This window comes from Ralstonia sp. 1138, from assembly GCF_040544795.1.
Classification (GTDB): Bacteria; Pseudomonadota; Gammaproteobacteria; order Burkholderiales; family Burkholderiaceae; genus Ralstonia; species Ralstonia flatus.
The window spans coordinates 338,431-360,320 of record NZ_JBEPKQ010000003.1 but is presented as its reverse complement, the minus strand read 5'-3'; the positions used below and the strand labels follow the sequence as shown (position 1 = coordinate 360,320).

23 protein-coding genes are annotated in these 21,890 nt (G+C 65.0%); 12 read left to right on the top strand and 11 right to left on the bottom strand.

Going from position 1 to position 21,890, the window contains the following annotated elements; translation table 11 throughout:
- Window positions 1–3 precede the first annotated feature (3 nt).
- Complete coding sequence (locus ABIC76_RS14565) at window positions 4–582, bottom strand: YdcF family protein (RefSeq protein ID WP_354534403.1); 579 nt, start codon at window positions 580–582, stop codon at window positions 4–6.
- Window positions 583–731: 149 nt separating this feature from the next.
- On the opposite strand from ABIC76_RS14565, the gene coaBC reads away from it, so the two are divergent.
- Genes coaBC through dut form a run of 3 tightly spaced genes read left to right on the top strand, consistent with a single transcriptional unit; the run spans window position 732 to window position 3,423 of the window.
- On the top strand, window positions 732–1,937 hold the full coding sequence (coaBC, locus tag ABIC76_RS14560; protein WP_316889875.1) for a bifunctional phosphopantothenoylcysteine decarboxylase/phosphopantothenate--cysteine ligase CoaBC: 1,206 nt from the start codon (window positions 732–734) through the stop codon (window positions 1,935–1,937).
- Entirely contained in the window at window positions 1,934–2,980 is a 1,047-nt protein-coding gene (locus tag ABIC76_RS14555) for an LLM class flavin-dependent oxidoreductase (RefSeq protein ID WP_343547619.1), read from the top strand. The genes coaBC and ABIC76_RS14555 overlap by 4 nt, the downstream gene beginning before the upstream one ends.
- The gene (gene dut, locus ABIC76_RS14550; RefSeq protein ID WP_024974963.1) at window positions 2,977–3,423 is read left to right on the top strand and encodes a dUTP diphosphatase; all 447 of its coding nucleotides are present in this window, start codon (window positions 2,977–2,979) and stop codon (window positions 3,421–3,423) included. Before ABIC76_RS14555 ends, dut begins: the two co-directional genes overlap by 4 nt.
- A 67-nt stretch (window positions 3,424–3,490) precedes the next feature.
- Here dut and clpA read toward each other — a convergent pair whose 3' ends face one another.
- Complete coding sequence (gene clpA, locus ABIC76_RS14545; RefSeq protein ID WP_012762704.1) at window positions 3,491–5,779, bottom strand: ATP-dependent Clp protease ATP-binding subunit ClpA; 2,289 nt, start codon at window positions 5,777–5,779, stop codon at window positions 3,491–3,493.
- The gene (gene clpS, locus ABIC76_RS14540; RefSeq protein WP_003261876.1) at window positions 5,776–6,102 is read right to left on the bottom strand and encodes an ATP-dependent Clp protease adapter ClpS; all 327 of its coding nucleotides are present in this window, start codon (window positions 6,100–6,102) and stop codon (window positions 5,776–5,778) included. Before clpS ends, clpA begins: the two co-directional genes overlap by 4 nt.
- A gap of 576 nt (window positions 6,103–6,678) precedes the next feature.
- On the opposite strand from clpS, the gene ABIC76_RS14535 reads away from it, so the two are divergent.
- The 3 genes from ABIC76_RS14535 (at window position 6,679) to ABIC76_RS14525 (ending at window position 8,226) form a co-directional block, all read left to right on the top strand.
- A complete protein-coding gene (locus ABIC76_RS14535; RefSeq protein ID WP_004631953.1) occupies window positions 6,679–6,882 on the top strand; it encodes a cold-shock protein in 204 nt (67 codons plus the stop codon).
- 185 nt (window positions 6,883–7,067) lie between these two features.
- Window positions 7,068–7,523, top strand: coding sequence for a YjjA family protein (locus ABIC76_RS14530; protein ID WP_354534402.1), 456 nt, complete (start codon window positions 7,068–7,070; stop codon window positions 7,521–7,523).
- Between the two features lie 82 nt (window positions 7,524–7,605).
- Window positions 7,606–8,226, top strand: a complete 621-nt coding sequence (locus ABIC76_RS14525) for a DUF4126 domain-containing protein (RefSeq protein ID WP_354534401.1) — start codon at window positions 7,606–7,608, stop codon at window positions 8,224–8,226.
- A gap of 124 nt (window positions 8,227–8,350) precedes the next feature.
- On the opposite strand, the gene ABIC76_RS14520 is transcribed toward ABIC76_RS14525, so the two are convergent.
- From ABIC76_RS14520 to ABIC76_RS14510, 3 genes are all read right to left on the bottom strand, one after another.
- The gene (locus tag ABIC76_RS14520) at window positions 8,351–9,001 is read right to left on the bottom strand and encodes a hypothetical protein (RefSeq protein WP_354534400.1); all 651 of its coding nucleotides are present in this window, start codon (window positions 8,999–9,001) and stop codon (window positions 8,351–8,353) included.
- A gap of 341 nt (window positions 9,002–9,342) precedes the next feature.
- Complete coding sequence (gene icd, locus ABIC76_RS14515; RefSeq protein WP_004631917.1) at window positions 9,343–10,593, bottom strand: NADP-dependent isocitrate dehydrogenase; 1,251 nt, start codon at window positions 10,591–10,593, stop codon at window positions 9,343–9,345.
- A gap of 259 nt (window positions 10,594–10,852) precedes the next feature.
- Entirely contained in the window at window positions 10,853–11,335 is a 483-nt protein-coding gene (locus ABIC76_RS14510; protein ID WP_354534399.1) for a sugar dehydrogenase complex small subunit, read from the bottom strand.
- 278 nt (window positions 11,336–11,613) lie between these two features.
- Here ABIC76_RS14510 and ABIC76_RS14505 point away from each other — a divergent pair, with 278 nt between their 5' ends.
- From ABIC76_RS14505 to ABIC76_RS14485, 5 genes are all read left to right on the top strand, one after another.
- Window positions 11,614–11,823 (top strand): hypothetical protein, encoded by a 210-nt coding sequence (locus ABIC76_RS14505; RefSeq protein WP_009241324.1) that lies wholly within the window; start codon window positions 11,614–11,616, stop codon window positions 11,821–11,823.
- 186 nt (window positions 11,824–12,009) lie between these two features.
- Window positions 12,010–13,524 (top strand): metallophosphoesterase, encoded by a 1,515-nt coding sequence (locus tag ABIC76_RS14500; RefSeq protein WP_354534398.1) that lies wholly within the window; start codon window positions 12,010–12,012, stop codon window positions 13,522–13,524.
- Window positions 13,521–14,852 (top strand): cytochrome-c peroxidase, encoded by a 1,332-nt coding sequence (locus ABIC76_RS14495; RefSeq protein WP_354534397.1) that lies wholly within the window; start codon window positions 13,521–13,523, stop codon window positions 14,850–14,852. The genes ABIC76_RS14500 and ABIC76_RS14495 overlap by 4 nt, the downstream gene beginning before the upstream one ends.
- Before the next feature lie 91 nt (window positions 14,853–14,943).
- Window positions 14,944–15,396 carry a DUF192 domain-containing protein gene (locus ABIC76_RS14490; RefSeq protein ID WP_102066664.1) on the top strand — a complete coding sequence of 151 codons (453 nt, stop codon included), beginning with the start codon at window positions 14,944–14,946 and terminating at the stop codon, window positions 15,394–15,396.
- A gap of 38 nt (window positions 15,397–15,434) precedes the next feature.
- The gene (locus tag ABIC76_RS14485) at window positions 15,435–16,400 is read left to right on the top strand and encodes an MBL fold metallo-hydrolase (RefSeq protein ID WP_354534396.1); all 966 of its coding nucleotides are present in this window, start codon (window positions 15,435–15,437) and stop codon (window positions 16,398–16,400) included.
- On the opposite strand, the gene ABIC76_RS14480 is transcribed toward ABIC76_RS14485, so the two are convergent.
- The 3 genes from ABIC76_RS14480 to ABIC76_RS14470 all read right to left on the bottom strand — a co-directional run bounded on the left by ABIC76_RS14480 (window position 16,397) and on the right by ABIC76_RS14470 (window position 18,838).
- The gene (locus ABIC76_RS14480) at window positions 16,397–16,864 is read right to left on the bottom strand and encodes an MliC family protein (RefSeq protein WP_354534395.1); all 468 of its coding nucleotides are present in this window, start codon (window positions 16,862–16,864) and stop codon (window positions 16,397–16,399) included. The genes ABIC76_RS14485 and ABIC76_RS14480 overlap by 4 nt on opposite strands.
- Window positions 16,865–16,899: 35 nt before the next feature.
- Entirely contained in the window at window positions 16,900–17,865 is a 966-nt protein-coding gene (locus tag ABIC76_RS14475) for a LysR family transcriptional regulator (RefSeq protein WP_012762713.1), read from the bottom strand.
- Between the two features lie 64 nt (window positions 17,866–17,929).
- Window positions 17,930–18,838 carry a LysR family transcriptional regulator gene (locus tag ABIC76_RS14470; RefSeq protein ID WP_354534718.1) on the bottom strand — a complete coding sequence of 303 codons (909 nt, stop codon included), beginning with the start codon at window positions 18,836–18,838 and terminating at the stop codon, window positions 17,930–17,932.
- A gap of 73 nt (window positions 18,839–18,911) precedes the next feature.
- Here ABIC76_RS14470 and ABIC76_RS14465 point away from each other — a divergent pair, with 73 nt between their 5' ends.
- A complete protein-coding gene (locus ABIC76_RS14465) occupies window positions 18,912–20,468 on the top strand; it encodes an MFS transporter (protein WP_354534394.1) in 1,557 nt (518 codons plus the stop codon).
- 10 nt (window positions 20,469–20,478) lie between these two features.
- On the opposite strand, the gene ABIC76_RS14460 is transcribed toward ABIC76_RS14465, so the two are convergent.
- Together ABIC76_RS14460 and ABIC76_RS14455 are read right to left on the bottom strand one after the other, a co-directional pair.
- A complete protein-coding gene (locus ABIC76_RS14460) occupies window positions 20,479–20,889 on the bottom strand; it encodes a DoxX family protein (RefSeq protein WP_102066668.1) in 411 nt (136 codons plus the stop codon).
- A gap of 34 nt (window positions 20,890–20,923) precedes the next feature.
- Window positions 20,924–21,808 (bottom strand): LysR family transcriptional regulator, encoded by an 885-nt coding sequence (locus ABIC76_RS14455; RefSeq protein WP_027680707.1) that lies wholly within the window; start codon window positions 21,806–21,808, stop codon window positions 20,924–20,926.
- Window positions 21,809–21,890 lie beyond the last annotated feature (82 nt).

Here is a 21,890-nt window from a genome sequence, read left to right as displayed (position 1 = left end):
GGCTCACGCCCAGTAGCGGACGGCGTACCACGCCCGTTTGACGTACTCGGCAAGAATCGACCCGGCTTCGTAGATCGGAACCGACTTGGCCAGCGTGTCACCCGGGAATACGCCCTGTGCACCCCAGTTGACCTCCGGCCATACCTTGCGGAACACGGCCAGCGCCCGGCCGGTGTGATACCAGCTCGTGACCAGTATTGCGCTGTTGACGTGCTGGTCTGCCAGCGTCTCTCGCGTCATCCGCGCATTCTCCATCGTGCTGCCGGACACACATTCTTGGCCGATGCGCTCTGCCGGCACACCGGCCATCACTAGGCGGCGCGCGATGAGAAGGCAATCCCCCTGCCCGCTGACAAACACGCGTGGCGCGATGCCTGCGTGGTACAGCTCGGCGGCGCCGATCACGCGCTGGCCCGATTCGCCGCCCAGCACGACGATCACGTCTGCGTGCCCAAGCTTCGGCTCCTCGCGCAGCCATGTCTTCGCTCCACACACGAGCGTAGCGCCGACCACCACCGCCACGATGGCGCAACCGCCAATCCAGGCGAGGACATTGCGAACTGCGGAACGACCGAAAACCATATCGAGAATGCGCGTTTGAGGAAAAACCCGAGCGCCAGACGCGCCCCGGGGCAAGCCGGTATCATCGCCACTGTTCAGCAGGAAGCCCGGGCACCGGGTTGTATCCTGCCCGCGCATATTGCGTCAATCGGATTCCCAAGCGGGTTGTTATGGAACTGCAAGGCAAACATTTCGTGCTCGGCCTGACCGGGGGCATCGCGTGCTACAAGTCGGCCGAGCTGGTGCGGCTCTTGACCAAGGCGGGCGCAACCGTGCAGGTGGTGATGACCGAGGCCGCCACGCACTTCATCACGCCGGTGACGATGCAGGCGCTTTCCGGTCGCCCGGTCTTCACGTCGCAATGGGACGGCCGCATCGGCAACAACATGCCGCACATCGACCTCTCGCGCGAGGCGGATGCGATCATCATCGCGCCGGCGTCCACCGACTTTCTCGCCAAGCTCGCGCACGGCATGGCCGACGACCTGCTCTCCACGCTGTGCATCGCGCGCGATTGCCCGCTGCTTGTGGCACCCGCGATGAACCGCCAGATGTGGGCCGCGCCCGCCACGCAACGCAATGCCGCTCAACTGCGCGCCGACGACGTCACCCTGCTCGGCCCCGATGCCGGCGACCAGGCCTGCGGCGAAGTCGGCGACGGCCGCATGCTCGAGCCGGAAGACATCGTCGAGCAACTCATCGGCTTCTTCCAGCCCAAGCTGCTGCGCGGCCACCGCGTGCTGTTGACAGCCGGCCCGACCTTCGAGCCGATCGACCCGGTGCGCGGCATCACGAACCTGTCCAGCGGCAAGATGGGCTTTGCGCTGGCGCGGGCTGCATCGCAGGCCGGTGCCGAAGTCACGCTCGTCGCCGGTCCGTGCCATCAGGACACGCCTGCAGGCGTATTACGCATCGACGTGCAGACCGCCCAGCAGATGCACGATGCCGTCATGCGCGAGCTGGACACCACGAAGAACGACATCTTCATCGCCGTGGCCGCCGTGGCGGATTGGCGTGTGGCTCAAGCCGCGGAGCAGAAGCTCAAGAAGCAGAGCGACTCCGACGTACCGACACTTACGTTCACGCAAAACCCGGACATCCTGGCCGCCGTGGCACGCCGTGCGAATGCGCCCTTCTGCGTCGGCTTTGCAGCAGAAACCGAACGCCTGGAAGAGTTCGGCGAGGCCAAGCGTCAGAAAAAAGGCATCCCGTTGCTGGTCGGCAATCTCGGCCATCAGACCTTCGGCCGCGACGACAATGAAGTCGCGCTCTTCGATGCAAAGGGCATCACGCGCCTGCCGCGCGCCGACAAGCTGACGCTGGCGCGCCAGATCGTCGCCGCCATCGCCGACCGCGTGCACGGAGCACGGTCATGAGCGCCGCGCCGATCCGTCTATCGGTCCTGGACCAAAGCCCCGTCATCTACGGCCACAGCGCACGCGATGCCATCGCCGCGACGGTCGACCTGGCGCAACTGACGGATTCGCTCGGCTACACGCGCTACTGGTGCGCCGAGCACCACGGCCTGCGGGGCGTCAGCAACCCGGCGCCGGAAGTGATGATCGCCCGCGTGGCGAGCGCCACGAAGCACCTGCGCGTGGGCTCTGGCGGCGTGATGCTGCCGTATTACAGCCCGTTCAAGCTGGCCGAGCAGTTCCGCCTGCTGGAGGCACTGTTCCCGAACCGCATCGACCTGGGCGTCGGCCGCGCACCCGGCGGCGATATGCGTACCGCCCAGGCCGTGGCCATGGGCGACTACAACCGCGGCGACATCTTCCCGCAGCAGGTCCAGGAACTGATCTGGCACCTGACGGGCACGCTGCCGCCGGATCACCCCGCCTACGGCGTCATCCTGCAGCCCGAGATCGACACCCAACCCGAACTGTGGGTGCTGGGCTCCAGCGATTTTGGCGGCGCGCTGGCCGCGCGCCTCGGTATCCGTTTCGCGTTTGCGCACTTCATCAATCCGCACGTCGGGCACATCGTCGCACAGCAGTACCGCACGGATTTCGAACCCGGCTACGACGCACGGCCGTACAGCGCTGCCGCCGTCTTCGTGATCGCGGCAGACACCGAGGCCGAGGCGCGCCGCTACGAAGCTGCGATTGACTTGCGCCGCGTGCAGATGGCGATTGGCGTGAACGGCCCGATTCCGACCGTCGAGCAAGGCGAAGCACACGTCTACACCGAACGCGACCAGGCCATCGTCATGCGCGAGCGGCCGCGCAGCATCATCGGCACGCCGGAATCCGTGGCCGAGCAAATGCATGCGCTCAAGGACCGCTTTGTCGCCGACGAGCTCATCGTGCTGACCGTCGCGCCGAGCTACAAGGCGCGCCTGCGCTCGTACGAGCTGCTGGCCGAGGCGTTTGCGCTACCATCTCCGGCTTCTGCAACCTCTTCGGCCTGCCCCGCATGAAACTCGACGTCAAGATCCTCGACGCCCGCCTGCACGAGCAACTCCCGCAGTACGCCACCACCGGCAGCGCCGGGCTGGACCTGCGCGCCTGCATCGACGCCCCGCTCACCATCGAGCCCGGCACTACGCATCTGGTCCCGACCGGCATGGCCATCCACCTGGCCGACCCCGGTTATGCCGCGCTGATCCTGCCGCGCTCGGGCATGGGCCACAAACATGGCATCGTCCTCGGCAACCTGGTCGGCCTGATCGATTCGGATTACCAGGGCCAGCTGATGGTCAGCACCTGGAATCGTGGCAGCACGGCGTTCGTGCTCAACCCGATGGAGCGCCTTGCACAACTCGTGATCGTGCCGGTCGTGCAAGCCGAGCTGAACATCGTCGACGACTTTGCCGAGAGCGAGCGCGGCGCCGGTGGTTTCGGCAGCACCGGGCGCCACTGACAACATCGCCTCGACATAAAAAAAGGCCCGGAACTTCCGGGCCTTTTTGTTTGGTGCGACAAACGCGTCAAGCTTCCGCTTCTTCCTGGGCAGGTGCCGGCGGCGCTTCGTTCTCGGAGAACTCCAGCTTCACCGCATCCGCATCGTCCAGATCCACGACCACCTTTCCGCCGTTGACCAGCTTGCCGAACAGCAGCTCGTCGGCCAACGCCTTGCGGATCAAATCCTGAATCAGACGCTGCATCGGGCGCGCGCCCATCAGCGGGTCGAAACCCTTCTTCGCCAGGAAGCGACGCAGCTTCTCGGTGAAGATGGCATCCACCTTCTTCTCGTGCAGCTGTTCTTCCAGCTGCATGAGGAACTTGTCGACCACGCGCATGATAATTTCCTCATCGAGCGAGCGGAAGCTGATGGTTGCGTCCAGACGGTTGCGGAACTCCGGCGTGAACATGCGCTTGATGTCGGCCATCTCGTCGCCCTGTTCGCGCGCCGTGGTGAAACCGATCGTTGCCTTGTTCATCGTCTCGGCGCCCGCATTGGTCGTCATGATGATGATCACGTTGCGGAAGTCCGCCTTGCGGCCGTTGTTGTCCGTCAGCGCGCCGTGGTCCATCACCTGCAGCAGGATGTTGAAGATGTCCGGGTGCGCCTTCTCGATCTCGTCCAGCAGCAGCACGCAGTGCGGCTTCTTGGTCACGGCTTCCGTCAGCAGACCGCCTTGGTCGAAGCCCACGTAGCCCGGAGGCGCGCCGATGAGCCGGCTCACCGCGTGGCGCTCCATGTACTCCGACATGTCGAAGCGGATCAGCTCGATGCCGAGGATGAACGCGAGCTGCTTGGCGACCTCCGTCTTGCCCACGCCCGTCGGGCCGCTGAACAGGAACGAGCCGATCGGCTTGTCCGTCTTGCCCAGGCCGGCACGCGACATCTTGATGGCCGAAGCCAGCGCGTCGATGGCCGGATCCTGCCCGAACACGACCGACTTCAGGTCGCGCTCCAGCGTCTGCAGCTTGCTGCGATCGTCCTGCGACACGCTTTGCGGCGGGACGCGTGCGATGCGCGAAACGATGTCTTCGATCTCGCCCTTGCCAATCGTCTTCTTCTGCTTCGACTTCGGCAGGATGCGTTGGGCCGCACCGGCTTCGTCGATCACGTCGATCGCCTTGTCCGGCAAATGACGGTCGGTGATGAAGCGCGCCGACAGCTCAGCCGCCGCAGTCAACGCCGACGACGCGTACTTCACGCCATGGTGTTCTTCGAAGCGCGACTTCAGACCGCGCAGAATCTGCACGGTCTGGTCGACGGTCGGCTCCACCACGTCGATCTTCTGGAAGCGGCGGGACAGCGCTGCGTCCTTCTCGAAGATGCCGCGGTATTCCGTGAACGTCGTCGCGCCAATGCACTTGAGCGCGCCCGACGACAGCGCCGGCTTGAGCAGATTGCTCGCGTCCAGCGTGCCGCCCGAAGCGGCGCCAGCGCCGATCAGCGTATGGATTTCGTCGATGAACAGGATCGCGTTCGGGTTGTCCTTGAGCGACTTCAGCACGCCCTTCAGGCGTTGTTCAAAGTCGCCGCGGTATTTGGTGCCGGCCAGCAGCGCGCCCATGTCGAGCGAGTAGACGACGGACTTCGCGAGGATGTCCGGCACTTCGCCCTTCGTGATGCGCCATGCCAGGCCTTCGGCGATGGCTGTCTTGCCGACACCGGCCTCGCCGACCAGCAGCGGGTTGTTCTTGCGGCGGCGGCACAGCACCTGCACCACGCGCTCGACTTCCTGCTCGCGACCGATCAGCGGATCGATCTTGCCGGCCTTGGCCAGCGCGTTCAGGTTCTGGGTGAACTGCTCGAGCGGGCTTTCCTTGCCGTCGCCGCCTTCGCCTTCGGGGTTGCCCTCACCTTGCTTGGCGGGCTCCGCCTGGTCCTTGCGGATGCCGTGGCTGATGAAGTTGACGACATCCAGCCGGGTCACGCCCTGTTGCTGCAGGTAGTACACCGCGTGCGAATCCTTCTCGCCGAAGATGGCCACCAGCACATTCGCGCCCGTGACTTCCTTCTTGCCGTTGGAGGTCGATTGCACGTGCATGATGGCGCGCTGGATCACGCGCTGAAAGCCGAGCGTCGGCTGCGTGTCCACCTCGTCGGTGCCGGGCACGACAGGCGTGTTGTCAGCGATGAAGTTCTTCAGGTGCGTGCGGAGATCTTCGATGTTGGCGGCGCAGGCGCGCAGCACCTCCGCGGCCGTCGGATTGTCCAGCAGCGCAAGCAGCAGGTGCTCCACCGTAATGAATTCGTGGCGAGCCTGGCGGGCTTCGACAAACGCCATGTGCAGGCTGACTTCCAGTTCTTGCGCGATCATGCTTCCTCCATCACGCACTGCAGCGGATGACCCGCTTGCCGTGCATGGGTTGATACCAATTCCACTTTCGTCGCGGCGATATCCCGAGTGTAGATACCGCACACGCCCTTACCTTCCCGATGCACAGTCAGCATGATCTGTGTGGCAGTCTCCCGGTCTTTGCTGAAGTATTGCTGAAGAATCATCACGACGAATTCCATCGGGGTGTAGTCGTCGTTGAGCAGCAGCACCTTGTACATCGCGGGCGGTTTGAGCGCTTGCTCTTTCCGCTCCAGGACGGTGCCTGCATCGTGTTGTGGAGTGGTCGCTTGCCGGATTGCCATGGTCTTATTCTAACCACTCCTTTCGAGTTCGCAATTTGGGGAAATAACGCCGACTTCAAGGTCTACAAACGGTTTGGCCAGCGCCGCGTGCGTCCATCAGCCCTCGGACGCGAAGGGTTTTACCGCCTGCACGCTGGTGGGAACGGCCGCAAGGTCCGGGCCTGAAACGCCAATCGTTTTCTGTACTTTGGGACGATCAACCCGATTTCGAGCAAATCCTCTTCAGAAACTGACCGTTTTTCGCCACAGACCCACCTATTGTGGCCTTGACAGTCTGTTGCATTCCTCGAACAATCGAATTCAACATGTGCGCCCTACTGCCCCGCAAACCGTTGGCAGCGAGCCGCATGAATGGTGAGCCCGGGAGGCCTCACACCAGTCGACAACAGATCGACAACCGCTTCAGGCTGTGGTGTTTGCCACAAGAAGACCGATCGCTTGCGGCGCGGTTCCACCCGCGCCATTCGTCGTGCCTCGCAGGCCGGCGGCCGGGCGATGACTGCGCGGTACCGCTCTGCACTGCCCCGACAGGCATACCCTCCCGGCTCTGACTTGTGTTTTAACGGAGGGGTTTTCATGGCACTCGGTACGGTCAAATGGTTTAACGACGCCAAGGGTTTCGGTTTCATCTCGCCTGACGAAGGCGGCGAAGAGCTGTTCGCGCATTTCTCGGCCATCCAAATGGCTGGCTTCAAGACGCTCAAGGAAAATCAGCGCGTCTCGTTCGAAGTGACGCAAGGCCCGAAGGGCAAGCAGGCTACCAACATCCAGGCTGCCTGATTGGCGTTGCGCGGCACCCGGCCTGACGGCGGCGGTGTCCAAATGCAAAAAACCCGGCGACATGCCGGGTTTTTTGTTGCCCGGGCGCAGGACAATGACAGGGATGCACCGCGCGCAACACGTCATTTCGGCGGGTCGCGCACCACGGTGTGGTAATCCCCGTGTCATTTCCAGGAGCCCCCCACATGAAACGCCATCTGACCCGCACCGCCGCCACAGCAACGCTGCTGATTGCCGCGCTGCTTCCCGCCGCCGCCCACGCCCAGTTGGGAGAACTCCTCAAGGGGGCCACGCAGGGCAACGGCCAGGGCGGCACGGGTAGCCTCGGCAGCATCGGTAGCCTGGGCGGTATGCCGTCGCTCGGCGCATTGACGTCGGGAAGCACCAGCAATGTGGCGGGCGTGTTGGAGTTTTGCATGAAAAACAACTACTTGGGGGGTGCCACCGACGCGGCCTCGGTCAAAGACAGGCTGCTCGGCAAGCTGGGCGCTGCGCCGGCCTCCAACCCGGGTTACACCGACGGCACAAAGGGCATCCTGACCAGCGCGGATGGCAACACGTTCGACCTGAGCAACCTCAAGTCGCAGATCACCCGGCAGGCTTGCGACAAGATCCTCGCGCAGGGCAAATCGCTGCTTTAAGCCGCTGCGCAGGCAAGCGCGCACTACACTGCAATATCGATCGGCCGTTCGCCTGTCCCTTTCTTCGCTTCCGAGGAACCTCATGCTGGAAACCGCCGCGCTGGCTGCCGGACTCTCCTGGACCAGCGGATTCCGTCTCTACCTGGCCGTATTTGCTGCGGGCGTGCTGGGCCGCACGGGTTGGCTGCATTTGCCGCCCGGCCTGCAGATGCTGGAATCATGGTGGGTCATCGGCCTGGCCGGCGTGCTGGCGGTGGCGGAATTCCTGGCCGACAAGATTCCCGGTTTCGATTCGGTGTGGGATGGCATCCAGACCCTCATCCGCGTGCCTGCGGGTGCGATCCTGGCTGCAGCTGCGTTCGGACAGCTCGATCCGCAATGGATGGTGGCCGCCGGACTGATCGGCGGGACGCTGGCCGGCACGGCGCATGCCACCAAAGCCGGCACGCGCGCGCTGATCAACACGTCGCCGGAACCGTTCTCGAACTGGGTGGCGTCGTTCAGCGAGGACGTGGCGGCAAGCGGCGGTTTGTTGATGGCGTTCTTCCTGCCGATTGCGTTTTTGGTGGTGCTCGCGCTGCTGCTGTTGGTATCGGCGTGGCTGCTGCCCAAGCTGTGGCGCGGCGTGCGGCGGCTGCGCGATGTGCTGCGCGGGCGCTCGCCGGGGCCGCAATCGCCCGGCACAACGCGGTTGCCGCACTAGGCGCCATCCGCGCGCAGCGGCGAGAACGCGCATGCGCCTTCCCATGCCGGGCAGCAATCGTTCCGACATGCTGAGAGCCTCGCCTCCAGGTACGAGACCAACGCAAATTTCCGGCGACCCCGCCTCAGGCGACGAGGTTGATTGAGAACCAGACTGCCGAAACACCGGCGATGGCGACCGCCGTCAGCGTGACATGCAGACGGTGGGCGGCCGGCATGACGGCCAGCAACGCGCGCCCGCAGGTCCGCCCCGTCACGGCCAAAATCAATGCCACCATGCCGGGCAGCAATCGTTGCGACATGCTGAGACCCTCGCCGGCGGATGCGAGACGAGGCGAAAGCCATGCAAGGCCCAACGCGCCTCCTGCGAACAAGAGGGAGCCGCTGACGATCATCGTGACGATTGCAAAGGCGCGCGGGTCGGCAGCCCACTGGTCAAGCCGTGCATAGGTGGCCCGCACAGCGGCAACACACGTCGCCCAGACACGACACGCGAACGCAGCCGACGCATCGATACGCGCGCGGACGTTGCGCAGGTTCGTACCGCCGGTTGCCGCACCTGCCGTCAGCACCAACCACGGAAAGGGCGTCCATAGGAAGCCCGCGAGCAGGAGCCCCGCCTCCGGATAGCCCGAGACCGCAAGAATCGCCGTAAAACTCAAGTAGGCCAACAACGCGACCCCAACACCGCGCAGCGCACCGTACAGCTCCGCGCCATCGCGGGGATAGAGCACCCAAGCCCAGACATACGCGCAGGCTGCCGCCAGGAAGGGCATCGCAATCGCCCATTGGCGAGATGGCGGCAGCAGGAACGGCGAAAGCAATGCCGCCGTACCCAGCGCGACCAATGCAAAGAAGCCGGCGGCAAAGACTCGCTTCGGGGGCTGGGCGTCTGACGGAACCACGTGCAATTTGCTCGCGAAAGTACAGAATGCTCGCGGTTATATCACAGCGCTTTTTCCGCAGCGGCGACCTGCCGATCACCCCCCCGCGGGCGGACTCGATCACGACACTCGGACGACTCGCGCACTGGAACATTCGAAACAAAAAACCCCGGCCAGCCGAAGCTGCCGGGGTTTTGCCACATCCATCGCGGCCGGAGCCGCGAGCGACATGCTTACATATTGTCGATCATCACCTGACCGAAGCCCGAGCACGACACTTGGGTCGCACCTTCCAGCAGGCGGGCGAAGTCATACGTGACCTTCTTCGACAGGATCGACTTCTCGATCGACGAGATGATCAGGTCAGCGGCTTCCGTCCAGCCCATGTGGCGCAGCATCATTTCGGCCGACAGAATTTCCGAACCCGGGTTCACGTAGTCCTTGCCAGCGTACTTCGGCGCGGTGCCGTGGGTGGCTTCGAACATCGCCACCGAATCCGACAGGTTGGCACCCGGAGCGATACCGATACCGCCGACTTGTGCAGCCAGGGCGTCGGAGATGTAGTCGCCGTTCAGGTTCAGCGTGGCCACAACCGAGTACTCGGCCGGACGCAGCAGGATCTGCTGCAGGAAGGCGTCGGCAATCGCGTCCTTGACGATGATTTCCTTGCCCGTCTTCGGGTTCTTGAACTTGCACCACGGGCCGCCGTCGATCAGCTCGGCGCCGAATTCCTTCTGTGCCAGCGCGTAGGCCCAGTCACGGAAACCACCTTCCGTGAATTTCATGATGTTGCCCTTGTGCACGATCGTGACCGACGGCTTGTCGTTGTCGATCGCGTACTGGATGGCCTTGCGCACCAGACGCTCCGTGCCTTCGCGCGAAACCGGCTTCACGCCGATGCCCGACGTTTCCGGGAAGCGGATCTTCTTCACGCCGAATTCGTCTTGCAGGATCTTGATGAGCTTCTTGGCCTTGTCGCTCTGGGCTTCGAATTCGATGCCGGCGTAGATGTCTTCCGAGTTCTCGCGGAAGATGACCATGTCGGTCTTCTCCGGCTCTTTGACCGGCGAAGGCACGCCCTTGAAGTAGCGCACCGGGCGCAGGCAGACGTACAGGTCCAGCTCCTGGCGCAGCGCCACGTTCAGCGAACGGATGCCGCCGCCCACCGGCGTCGTCAGCGGGCCCTTGATGGACACCACGTAGTCCTTCAGGACTTGCAGGGTCTCTTCCGGCAGCCACACGTCCGGGCCGTACACCTTGGTCGACTTCTCGCCGGCGTAGATTTCCATCCAGGAAATCTTGCGCTCGCCCTTGTAAGCCTTCTCAACCGCCGCATCCACCACCTTGATCATCACCGGGGTGATGTCGAAGCCGGTGCCGTCACCTTCGATGTACGGAATGATCGGGTTGTTCGGAACATTCAGGGAGAAGTCTTGGTTGACGGTGATCTTCTCGCCGGCCGGGACCTTGATGTGTTGATACATGGACGACTCCAGTGCAGACCGCAGGTAGCGGGTGGACGGTGGGGGTTGACAGCACAGCGCGCCGCTCTCGGGTTGGCCGGCGTGGCGCGCTGCAATGAACTGGCGATTCTAACGGCCTACGATGACGCGCTCACGATGCACCGCACAAATCTCGCATCCCGCGCAAGCCGCAACTCTTATATAAGACACAAGAGTGAATTCCGCATTATGCCGGAAAATTTCACCATCCGCCATACTGCTGCACGCGGCGGGGCCCCTGTCAACTGCCTGGCAGGCCGGCGCCGGAAACGCTGACGATGAGCGGCCGGACGTCGCCCCATGCGGGATGCGCGTCCAGCCGGACGCCCCAGGCATCCACCAGTCGAGCCAAGGCGGCGCGCAGTTCGTACGCGTTGTCGGCGTCGAGCAAGCGGACCAGGCCCACGCCGTCCAGGCCCGGATTGCGCCGGACCAGCCACGCAAGGGTCTGGATGTGTTGGATGAAGCGATCGTCGGCCCCGTGCAAATGGCTGAAGCAGGCGAGGCCGACGTGGCGGTCCAGCGGGGCACCGGCGATCGTCTGCGACACCAGCATGAAATCGTCGAGGCTGGAAGCGTCATGCGAAGGCGGACGAAAACCCGGCGCGGCGCCCAGCACAAGCAAGGCGCCGCAGCCCAGAACAAAATCGCGGCGCCGGAAATGGGCCGGCTTGCTGGGCTGGGCGGGCTTGGTGGGGCGGGGAGATGACGACGGCAGAGACACGGCGGGCCTTGAGCAAAATCGGCTCGCATTTTCAAGGCGCGGGCCCCGGCGTCCAATCAGATGGGTCCGAAACGCAGTCACGACGCATCGGCCGGCGGGCACCTTTCTTGCGCAGCGCAACATGCGCCACATGGCGGATCGGGCGGCGCAGAGGCTTTCGCCGGGGCCCACAAAAAATTCGATGGAACATGTCAACGCGCCTGTAACGGCCTGCGTTATTGCAGATGACTCATTTAGCGGGTCGTTGGTTAACTCACTGATCTATAAAAGGATTCACCATGAAGAAGCTGATCGCTGCCCTGATCGCCGGCCTGTTCGCCACCGGTGTGTTCGCCCAAGCCTCCGCTCCGGCTGCTGACGCAGCTGCTGCTCCGGCTGCTGAAAAGGCTGCCCCGAAGGCCAAGAAGGCCAAGAAGCACCACCACAAGAAGGCTGCCAAGAAGGCTGCTGACGCTTCGGCTCCGGCTGCTGACGCCGCCAAGCAATAAGCTTGTGTTTCTGCCGGGCCCACGCGGCTCGGCCGATACAGAAAAAGCAGGTGCTTATGCATCTGCTTTTTTTTTCGCCCTCACGTGCTGAGCGGAAACCCGGACGCGCATGCAGGGCTGTCAAAATAGCGCCATCAAGCTTGAGTACCTTGCCCATTCCTCACAACAAGAAACAGGGATGGCGCAATGGAATTCCGATCGATGTTCGCTCCGGTGCGACGAAAACGCACCGTGTTCACGATGCTCTCTCTTGCCGCGCTGGCCGCTGCCGCTGTGATTGCAGGCTGCGGTGGCTCGTCGTCCGATTCGACGCCGGTGTCGACGGCCACGCCGTCGGATGCGGCCACGGCTGACGCCAACATCCAGGCCGCGTGGGTGGAGATCGGCGACAGCAACCAGGCTGTCGTACGCGCCGTCACGAGCTATACGAACAGCACCTCGCCCGTCGACAGCTCGGTCTGCCCGCTGCTGACGGTGGACGGCACCTCCACGCGCATGACGCTGCGTGTGGCGGCCGGCACGCCGGCGCAGCGCACCACGGCCAGCGCCGCCAGCGATTCGAAAGCCTCGTCGTTCCCTGTGAATGCCTGCGAAGCCACCGTGGCCTCCACGGCCAAGGCCGCGTCGATCGGCTCGCGCGTGCTGCCGTTGCCGAAAGCCAACCCGCAGCGCGTGGTGATCCTGGCGGACACCGGCTGCCGCATGAAGAAGTCGAGCAACACGTTCCAGTCGTGCAACGACCCGCTGTCGTGGCCGTTTGCCAGCGCTGCCGCCACGGCCGCCAAGATGAACCCGGACCTCGTCCTTCACGTGGGCGACTACCACTACCGCGAAAACGCCTGCCCGCCCGACGTGGCCGGGTGCCAGGGCAGCCCCTGGGGCTACGGCTGGGATACGTGGCAGGCCGACCTGTTCCAGCCCGCCGCCCCGCTGATGGCTGCGGCGCCGTGGGTGCTGGTGCGCGGCAACCACGAGGAATGCGCGCGTGCCGGCCAGGGGTGGTACCGCTTCCTGGATCCGCGTCCGTATTCGGCCGACCGCTCGTGTGACAACCCGGCCAACGACACGGCAGCTAACGCGTCGGACCCGTACGCCGTGGCCATCGGCAGCGATACGCAGGTCATCGTGTTCGATTCGGCTAAGGCGGGCACGACGGCATTGGCGACGACCGACCCGTGGTTCCAGACCTACCAGAAGCAGTTCAGCACGGTCGGCACGCTGGCCGCCAAGCCGGGCGTGATGTCGATCTTTACCAATCACCACCCGATCCTGGGTTTCGTGCCCATCGCGGGCAGCACGCCGCTGGGCGGCAATGCGGCGCTGCTTTCGGTCATGAACAGCCTGAACGCCACGGCGTATTACCCGCCGGGCGTGCAAGTCGCGCTGCACGGCCACGTGCATGACTTCCAGGCCATCAACTTCACCAGCAACCATCCGGCGACCATCGTTGCGGGCAACGCCGGAGACTCGCTCGACGTGGCCCTGCCCGATCCGTTCCCGGCGATCAGCCCGGCTTCGGGCGTGACGGTGGGCAGCATCTCGCACAACAACTCGTTCGGCTTCATGGTGATGGACCGCCAGCCCGCGCCCGCCAAGGGCTGGCTGTTCAAGGCCTACACCGTGGCCGGCAAGCTGCTGACCACGTGCACGCAGAACGGCACGAGCCTGGTGTGCGACAAGACCGGCTTCGTCGCACCTTGAAGCGCCTGAGCATTGCGCTGTGGGTCGCCGCTGCTCTCATCCCGGGTGCGGCGGCCGCCGAATCGATCGGCATGACGCCCAAGCTGGACGCCGTGCCGCCGCCTGCCGAGTCGACCGCGTTCAAGCCGGACCCGAACCTCGTCGCGCTCGGCAAGCGGGTGTTTTTCGACCCGCGCCTGTCGGAGCCGCAAGGCACGTCGTGCGCGGCGTGCCATGACCCCGGCCGCGCGTTCGCGCCCACGCTGAAGGGCGAGGCGCTGCGCATCGGCGTGCCGGCGGGCAGCCGCCCCGGGCATGTGGCGGCACGCAATGCGCCGTCGCTGCTGTATCTGCGCTACATCCCGCGTCGCTATTTCTTCCAGGACGACGACGCGAGCTTCCCGTCGCCGTTTGGCGGCTTCTTTGCCGATGGCCGTGCCGACTCCATCCCCGAGCAGATCCGCGGCCCGCTGTTCAATCCCGATGAGATGGGCAACCGTTCGGCGCGCGAGCTGCAGCGCAAGGTGGCCGGCACGGACCTCGGCCAGGCCTTGACGAAACAGTTCGGCGCCGATGCAGTGCGTGAGCCTGAACGCCTCGTCGGCGCGTTGGGCAAGGCGCTGGAGGCGTATTTCCAGAGCGACGAATTGGCGCCGTTCACCTCACGCTTTGACGATTTCCTGCGCAAGCGCACGCCCCTTTCGCCCGCAGAGATGCGCGGCCTCGCCCTGTTCCGCAATCCGGACAAAGGTAACTGCGCGTCTTGTCACCTGATGGTGGAATCGTCGTCACGCCCCGAGCGCTCTCTGTTTACGGATTTCGGCTACGACGCCATCGCCGTGCCGCGCAACCCGCTGCTGCCCGCCAACAAGGACGCACGCCACTTCGACGTCGGCCTGTGCCAGACCGCCCGCACGCTGAAGTGGCCGGAGCCTGACCAGTGGTGCGGCTACTTCCGCACGGCGGGCCTGCGCAACGTGGCGGTGCGCCAGACGTTCATGCACAACGGCGTGTTCCGCACCCTGCGCGACACGGTGGCCTTCTATGCCACACGCTCGACCGACCCCGCGCAGTGGTACCCCGACGGCAAGCGTTTCAACGACGTGCCCGCCAAATACCAGGGCAATATCAACGTGAATGCCGTGCCGATGAACCGCCGCCCCGGCACCACGCCCGCGCTGACGGAAGACGAGATCGACGACATCGTTGCGTTCCTGCGCACGCTCACCGATGCGCGTTACGTGGCACTGATGCCCGACCCGGCGGCGGACAAGGCGCGCGCTGCGCATGCGCCCAAGGTGGCCGCGCAGACGATCGTCGTCGGCCGGCAAGCCACCAATACGCGGTAACAACTTCGTCGCCCTGGCCAGCCGCAGTCTGATTGACGGCGGCTGGCCGAGTGCCGATCATGGAGCGTTTCGTTTCCGACCCGTTCGCGCCATGACCACCCTGTCCCGCCTCTTTGTCGCTCTGTCGCTGGCCGTTGCCGCCACCGGAGCGCTCGCCCAGACACCCACTGCGCCCAATACCGGCCTGCCCGTGGTCGACCTGACCATCGGCATGTACAAGGTCAAAGCCGAGGTGGCGGCCACCCCGCAAACGCGCGAGACCGGCCTAATGTTCCGCAAGACCATGCCCGATACCGCGGGCATGCTGTTCGTGTTCGATGAATCCGCCGGCCACTGCTTCTGGATGAAGAACACCGACCTGCCGCTGTCCATCGCTTTCATCACCGACGACGGCACCATCTCCGACATTGCCGAGATGAAGCCGCAGACCGAAGACAACCACTGCCCCACCAAGGCCGGCAGCTATGCGCTGGAAATGAACAAGGGTTGGTTTGCTCGCAAGGGCGTCAAGCCCGGCATGAAGGTGGGCGGGCTGCCGCGCTGAAGCCCACGCACCTGCAACAACAGAGAGGAGACCGCCGCATGCACGCTTTCGACAACAACCGTCGCCGCTGGATGCGGCAGGCCGGCGCGCTGGCCGTGGGTGCGGGCGCGGCGTCGGCAGGATTGCCGCTGGGTGCCTTGGCCGCCGATGCGCCCAAGAAGGGCACGCGGTTGATCCTGCTCGGCACGGCAGGCGGGCCGACGCCCAAGAAGAACCGCTCGGCGCCGGCACAGGTGATCGTCATCAACGGCGTGTCGTACGTGATCGATTGCGGCAACGGTGTTGCACGCCAGTATGTGACGGCGGGCCTCAAGCTCAAGGACATCCGCCACGTCTTCCTCACGCATCAGCACTCCGATCACAACGCCGACTACGGCACGCTGATGCTGCTGGCGTGGGCCACCGACCTGACCGGCCCCGTCGATGCCTGGGGCCCGCCCCCGCTGGCCGCGATGACGACCAAGTTCCTCGAGCTGTACGACTACGACATCCGCACCCGCATTGCCGACGAAGGTCGCCCGCCGCTGGCGCCGATGCTGCATCCGCACGAACTGACCGAAGGCGGGCTCGTCATGCAGGATGCCAACGTGAAGGTGACGAGCGCGCTGGTCAAGCATCCGCCGGTGTCGCCGGCATTTGCGTTTCGCTTCGATTCAGCGGACCGCTCGATCGTCATTTCCGGAGATACGGCACCGAGCGAAAACCTCGTGCGCCTGGCATACGGCGCCGATGTGCTCGTCCATGAGGTGATGCACCTGCCGTCGCTCGACAAGCTGCTGTCCACCGAGCCCAACGCCAAGACGCTGCGCGAGCATCTGCTGGCGAGCCACACCTCCACCGAAGAGGTCGGCCGCATCGCCACCGAGGCCAAGGTGAAGACGCTGGTGCTGTCGCACTTCGTGCCCGGCGGCTATCCGTATCTGGAAGATTCAGTCTGGCTCGATGCCGTGCGCCCGCACTTCAAGGGCGAGATCATCGTCGGGCACGATCTGCAGGAAATTTAAGGCCGGCCGCTGGTGGCTTCGCTGCAATCGCGGTAGAGCTGATTGCGGCTGCCGGGCAAGGTCTCGTCGACAAGGAAGCCGGTGGCGCCCTTCGTCCACCAGACATACTGGCCCGACGCATAGCGCGCACCCGAAGCGGCCATCACGTTGGCAAACACCAGCGTCTTGCCGTTGAGCGTCATGGCGGCCAGCGGTGTGTCGCCCACCGTCATGTATTTCACGAGGAGCGTCTTGCCGCCCTCGCACGTGTAGCGCACGTCGTGCGGGTCTTTGATCGGCAACGCGGAATACGCGCGCGCGTGATCGATCGCCTTGTTGAGCCCCGCCTTGGCGAAGTCGAGCGCGGTGTTCAGATCGTCGGACGACATGCCGGGCACCGGCGATTGCTGGGCGGTGGCGACACCGCTGAAGACACCGGCGCCCAGCGCCAGCCCGAACATCACTGCAGTTGCAAAACGACGCATGGATCCGTCTCCTGAGAATGGTCAGCGCAAGTCGGTTAGTCCGCCGCGTCGCTGTCAGGTTCGGTGGGCTTGAGCACGAATGCGGTCGGTTCGACGCGCTGCGGAAGTTCGTCCGACAGCGCACGCGCGGCCTCCGCAAAGCACTGCACCAGGCTGTCGGCCAACGATGACGGTGCATGATGCTCGGCACGCATGGCACGCACATCGAATGTCTGCGCCGGCTCCAGCGCGAACAGCGCGATGCGCTCCATGCTGCCGGTGGCGGCCGTGAACTGATCGAGCATCGTCACGCCGAGCGATTCCTCCACCAGCGAGCGCGCCAGCGAATACGTCTGCACTTCCAGCGTCGACTGCGGCGCCAGCCCGCCGCGCGCCAGCGTCTGCCCGACCAGCGAGCCGAGCGAGATCTGGTCTTCCAGTCCGATGAACGGCTTCTCGGCAACGAGCTTGTGCAGCGCGCGGCCGTCGGTCTTGCCGCCCACCCAGGCGCGCGGCGCGGCCAGGAGGATGCGGCCCTGCGCGACCGGCGTGGTGCTGATGGCCGGATGCACGGGCGGCGCAAAGGCAAAGCCGACGTCGATGTCCTGCGAGAGCAACCCCTGCACGATCTCGGCCGTGTGATGCGTGAACACGCGCACCAGCGTATCGGGATGGCGCTGCGAGAAACGCCGCACGGCCGGTGCGAGGATGCTTGGGGCCAGGCTGGGCGTTGCCGCCACGCGCAAGCGCCCGGCGCCCTTGTGGCGCAGATTGGCCGACACGCGCCGCACGCGCTCGACCTCCTGGTACAGCCGCTCGACTTCGCTGAACAGCTCGAACGCCTCGGCGGTGGGCTGCAGGCGGCCCTTGGTGCGGTCGAACAGGCGGAAACCGAGTTGCAGCTCGGTGTGCTGCAGCACGCGCGTCACCACGGGTTGCGACACGTTCAGCATGCGCGCCGCCTCGCTGACCGTCCCGACCAGCATCACGGCGCGGAAGACTTCAATCTGGCGCAGACGCATGGCCGCCGGTCCTCACAATCCGAATAGGGAAGCGCCGATTGTGACATCCAGCGCCGGTCTTCGGCTAGGCGGGCGCGGGTATGGCGGAAGCGCCCTCTGCTTCCAGCGCATCCAGAAACACGCGCACCTTGCGCGGCACCAGCTTGCGAGCCGGCATCAGCGCGTAGACGCGCAGCGCGGTCAGCTCGAAATCGGGCAGCACGCGCACGAGCCTGCCGGCCGCGACTTCCGTATCGCCCACGGAGCGCGCCATGCGTGCCACCCCCAGGCCGCGCACGGCGGCGCGGGCGCGCATTTCGGCGTTCAGGGTCTGCAGGCGCGGCTGGATCGGGACTTCGATCGGCTCGGCGGTCGGCTCGCCGACGGGGCGGAAGGCCCAACTCGCGTCGTCGGGGCCCGAAAGGCAGGGCCAGCCGGCAAGGTCTGCTGGCGTCTTGAGCGGCGGGCGTTCCGCCAGCAAGGTCGGCGACGCATACAAACCGCGCGGGATCAGCACCACGCGACGCGCCACCAGCGAGGAATCCGGCAGCACCTGATCGACCATCACGAAGACGATGTCGTAGCCGCTGGCGAGCAGGTCGGGTTGTTCCCACGAGATGTGCACCTGGATTTGCAGATGCGGATAGTTCTCGAGCGTGCGGCACACCGGTTCGGTCAGGTGCTGGGCGCCCACTTCGTACGGCGCGGCGATGCGCAGCGTACCGGCCACGGTCTCGCTGGCGGCGGTGGTGTCGGCGTGCACTTCGCGCAGGCGCTCGAACAGGGGGGCGATGTCGTCATAGAAGTGCGAGCCCGCTTCGGTCAACCGCAACTGGCGCGTGGTACGTGTCATGAGCCGCACGCCCAGCGCGGCTTCGAGCCGCGATACGGCGGCGCTGGCGGTCGATTTGGGGATGCCCAGCGCCTCGGCGGCGGCGGTGAAGCTGCCGGCCTCCACCACACGGCAGAAGGTTTCCCAGTCGTTCCACTCCATTGTTCGCATGACTGGACAGTGTTCCTAGAGTTGGCCGTTTATCCGGCTGGCGGGCAAGTTTATGCTCGGGCACATGTCGCTGCAAATCCTCAAACCCGCGTCGCTGCGGGCATTTCCCCACTTTTCTTCGGCGCGCGTCCATGCTTTCGGGCTGGCGATGGGGCTCTCAACGGGTCTCGATTTCGTCTCGTCGCAAATGTTCGCCGTGGCGGGCCAGCACATCCAGGGCGGTGTGCATGCGAGCCCCGATGCCTATCTGTACGCTGTCACAGCGTATGCCGTGGCAGCCGTCGTCGCCAACCTCGCCATCGGCCGCATTGCGGCGCACGTGGGTTACCGGATGTATTCGCTGGTGGGCATCGTGCTGTTCGCCATTGGCTGCGTGGTGTGCGCGCAGTCCAACAACATCGGCGAACTCGTCATCGGACGGACCATTCAGGGCCTGGGCGCGGGCGGGCTGTTCTCGGCGTCGCGCATCCTCGTGCAGCTCACGGCGGAGCCGGACGAGCGCATTCCGCCAATGCTGATGTTCAGCGTCGGCTTGTTCGGGCTGACCACGATTGCACCGTGGATCTGCGCTGAAGTGCTCGAATACAGCGAGTGGCGCGTGATCTTCTGGATCGAACTGGCGCTGGCCGGCGTGGCCTGGATGGCGGTGTTCTTCCTGCCGCCCGAGCATCATCAGCCGCGCACACGCGCCGCACGCCGCCCCGATCAAGCACCGCCGCAACAAGGCCAATGGGATTGGATTGGCGTGGGCGCCATGGCCATCGGCGCGCTGTCGTTCCTGATGGGCCTGTCGGAGCTGCGCTACAGCCGGCTGACCGCCTCGCCGGTGATTCCGCTGTTGCTGCTGGGCGGTACGGCTTCGCTGCTGCTGGCCATCCACCGCCTGCGCACGCACCCCGACCCTTGGCTGGATCTCTCCCGCTTGAACGGCCGCCGCTATCTGTGGGGCATCGGCTTTTACGGCGTCTATTACCTGATGAGCGGGTACTGGTCGTACCTGTTTCCGGCGGTGTCGCAAGGCGGCCTCGGTTTTACATTCCGCACGACCACGCTGTTCCTGATGATCAGCGGCGCGGTGTCGACGGTGGTGGCCGTGGTCATGACGATCTGGCTGCCGTTCTTCTTCCGCAAGCGTCGCTTTATCGCCATCGGTTTTGCCGTGTATGCGGGAGCGGCGCTGTTGCTGGCGACGAGCCTGATGCCGGGTGCGCCTGACTATGCGTTCTTCCCCGTATCGATGCTGGAAGGCATCACGCCGGGCGCCGTGATGATCCAGGTGGCGATGATGACGTACCTCGATCTGGACCGGGAAGATTTTGCGCACGGCTACCAGATGAAGAACATCGCGCGGCAGTTTGCGACGGCGGTGGGCACAGGGCTGGCCGCCGTGTCACTGCAGACGCAGCAGGCGGAATCGCGCTCGCTGATCGTGGCGCATGTCACGCGGTTCACCTCTGACCTGCAGACCATGAACCCGATGACGCCCGAGCGCCTGGCGAGCCTGTCCGCTGAAATCGATCGCCAAGCCACGCTGCTGGCCGGCACGCAACTCTTCAGCTGGTTTGCCGTGGCGTGCGGCCTGTTTGCCGTGCTGGTGCTGGTGCAGCGGTCGTTGCGCTGAACCGGCAGCGTTACGACTTCTGTACCGCGTACCGGCCCGGCCCCGCGGCCGCCAGCAGGAACAGCCCGCCCATGATGCTCAGGTTCTTGTAGAACTGGATCTTGTTGGCGGCTTCCATGGCGCCTTGCATATCCCAGTAGGAATGCGCGATGAACGACGTGCCGAGCACGAACAGCGCCATCAGCAGCGCCAGCGGCCGCGTCCACAGGCCGATCAGCAAGGCGATGCCCACCCCAAACTCCATGACGACAGCCACCGCCGCGGCCACCATCGGCATGGGCGCGCCCGTACTCGTCATGTAGCCGACCGTGCCCTGAAAGCCCGTCAGCTTGCCCCAGCCCGACATCACAAACAGCACCATCAGCAGAATCCGGGCAAGCAGGATCAATTCGTCCCGCCAGCGTTGAATGAATGCGTCCATCGCGGCCTCCAGAGCGAGCCTTGGTGCAATCAGTCTAGGCGCTGGAATTGCCAAGTGTGGTTTCGAGCGCATCGAGTACCGCCTGAATCACACCGTGCCGCACATGCTCTTTTCGCTCGATCATGCCAACCGTGCGGACCGGCGTATGCGGCGGCATGGGCAGCACCCGCAGGGCGGGATCGCTCTCCCAGCTTGCACGGCGCAGGCGCGGCACCAGCGTGACCCCGACCTGCTGGCGCACCAGCTCGACAATCGCCTCGATTGAATTGACTTCGATGAACTCGTTGACCGCCATGTGCGTCTTGCGCAGGGCCCGGTCGATGAGCGCGCCGGTGCGCACCGCGCGGTCGAAGCGCAGGAACGGATGGGTGCGCAGTACCTCTTCCGCACGGCCACGCGTATGCCGGCCCGCCACTACCACCAGCGGCTCGGTATAGAGCGGATGCCACGCGAGGTTGGCAGGCAGACGCTCCAGGTGCTCGACCACCAGCGCCCCATCCAGCTCGCCCGCCTCCACCTGCTCCGCCAGTTCGCCCGATTTGCCGGTGATGAGTTTGACGTCCAGCCCCTTGTGCACCTGCTTGAGCCCCGCCACCGCATGCGCGAGCGACCCCATCACCGACACCACCGCGCCGATCGCCACCGCGCCGGACAGCTCCGTCTGCGGTTCATCGCCGATGCGCATGGCGTCGTACAGGCCCAGCAGGTGCTCGGCTTGCGGCAGCAGCGCGCGGCCGTGCGCATTCAGCGTGACGGTGCGGCCGGACCGGTCGAACAGGTCACGGCGCAGTTCGTTTTCCAGCGCGCGCATCTGCAGGCTCACCGCGGCCTGCGTCAGCGCCACGCGCTCCGCGGCGGCGGCAAACGAGCCATGACGGGCCACGGCGACAAAGGTGCGGAGAAAGCGGACGGTACTCACGGCAAGGCGCAGCGGACTCTCAAGTTTTACTTAATCAATATCCAATGAATTTTAACTTTATTAAATCCAGCGCACCGCAAAT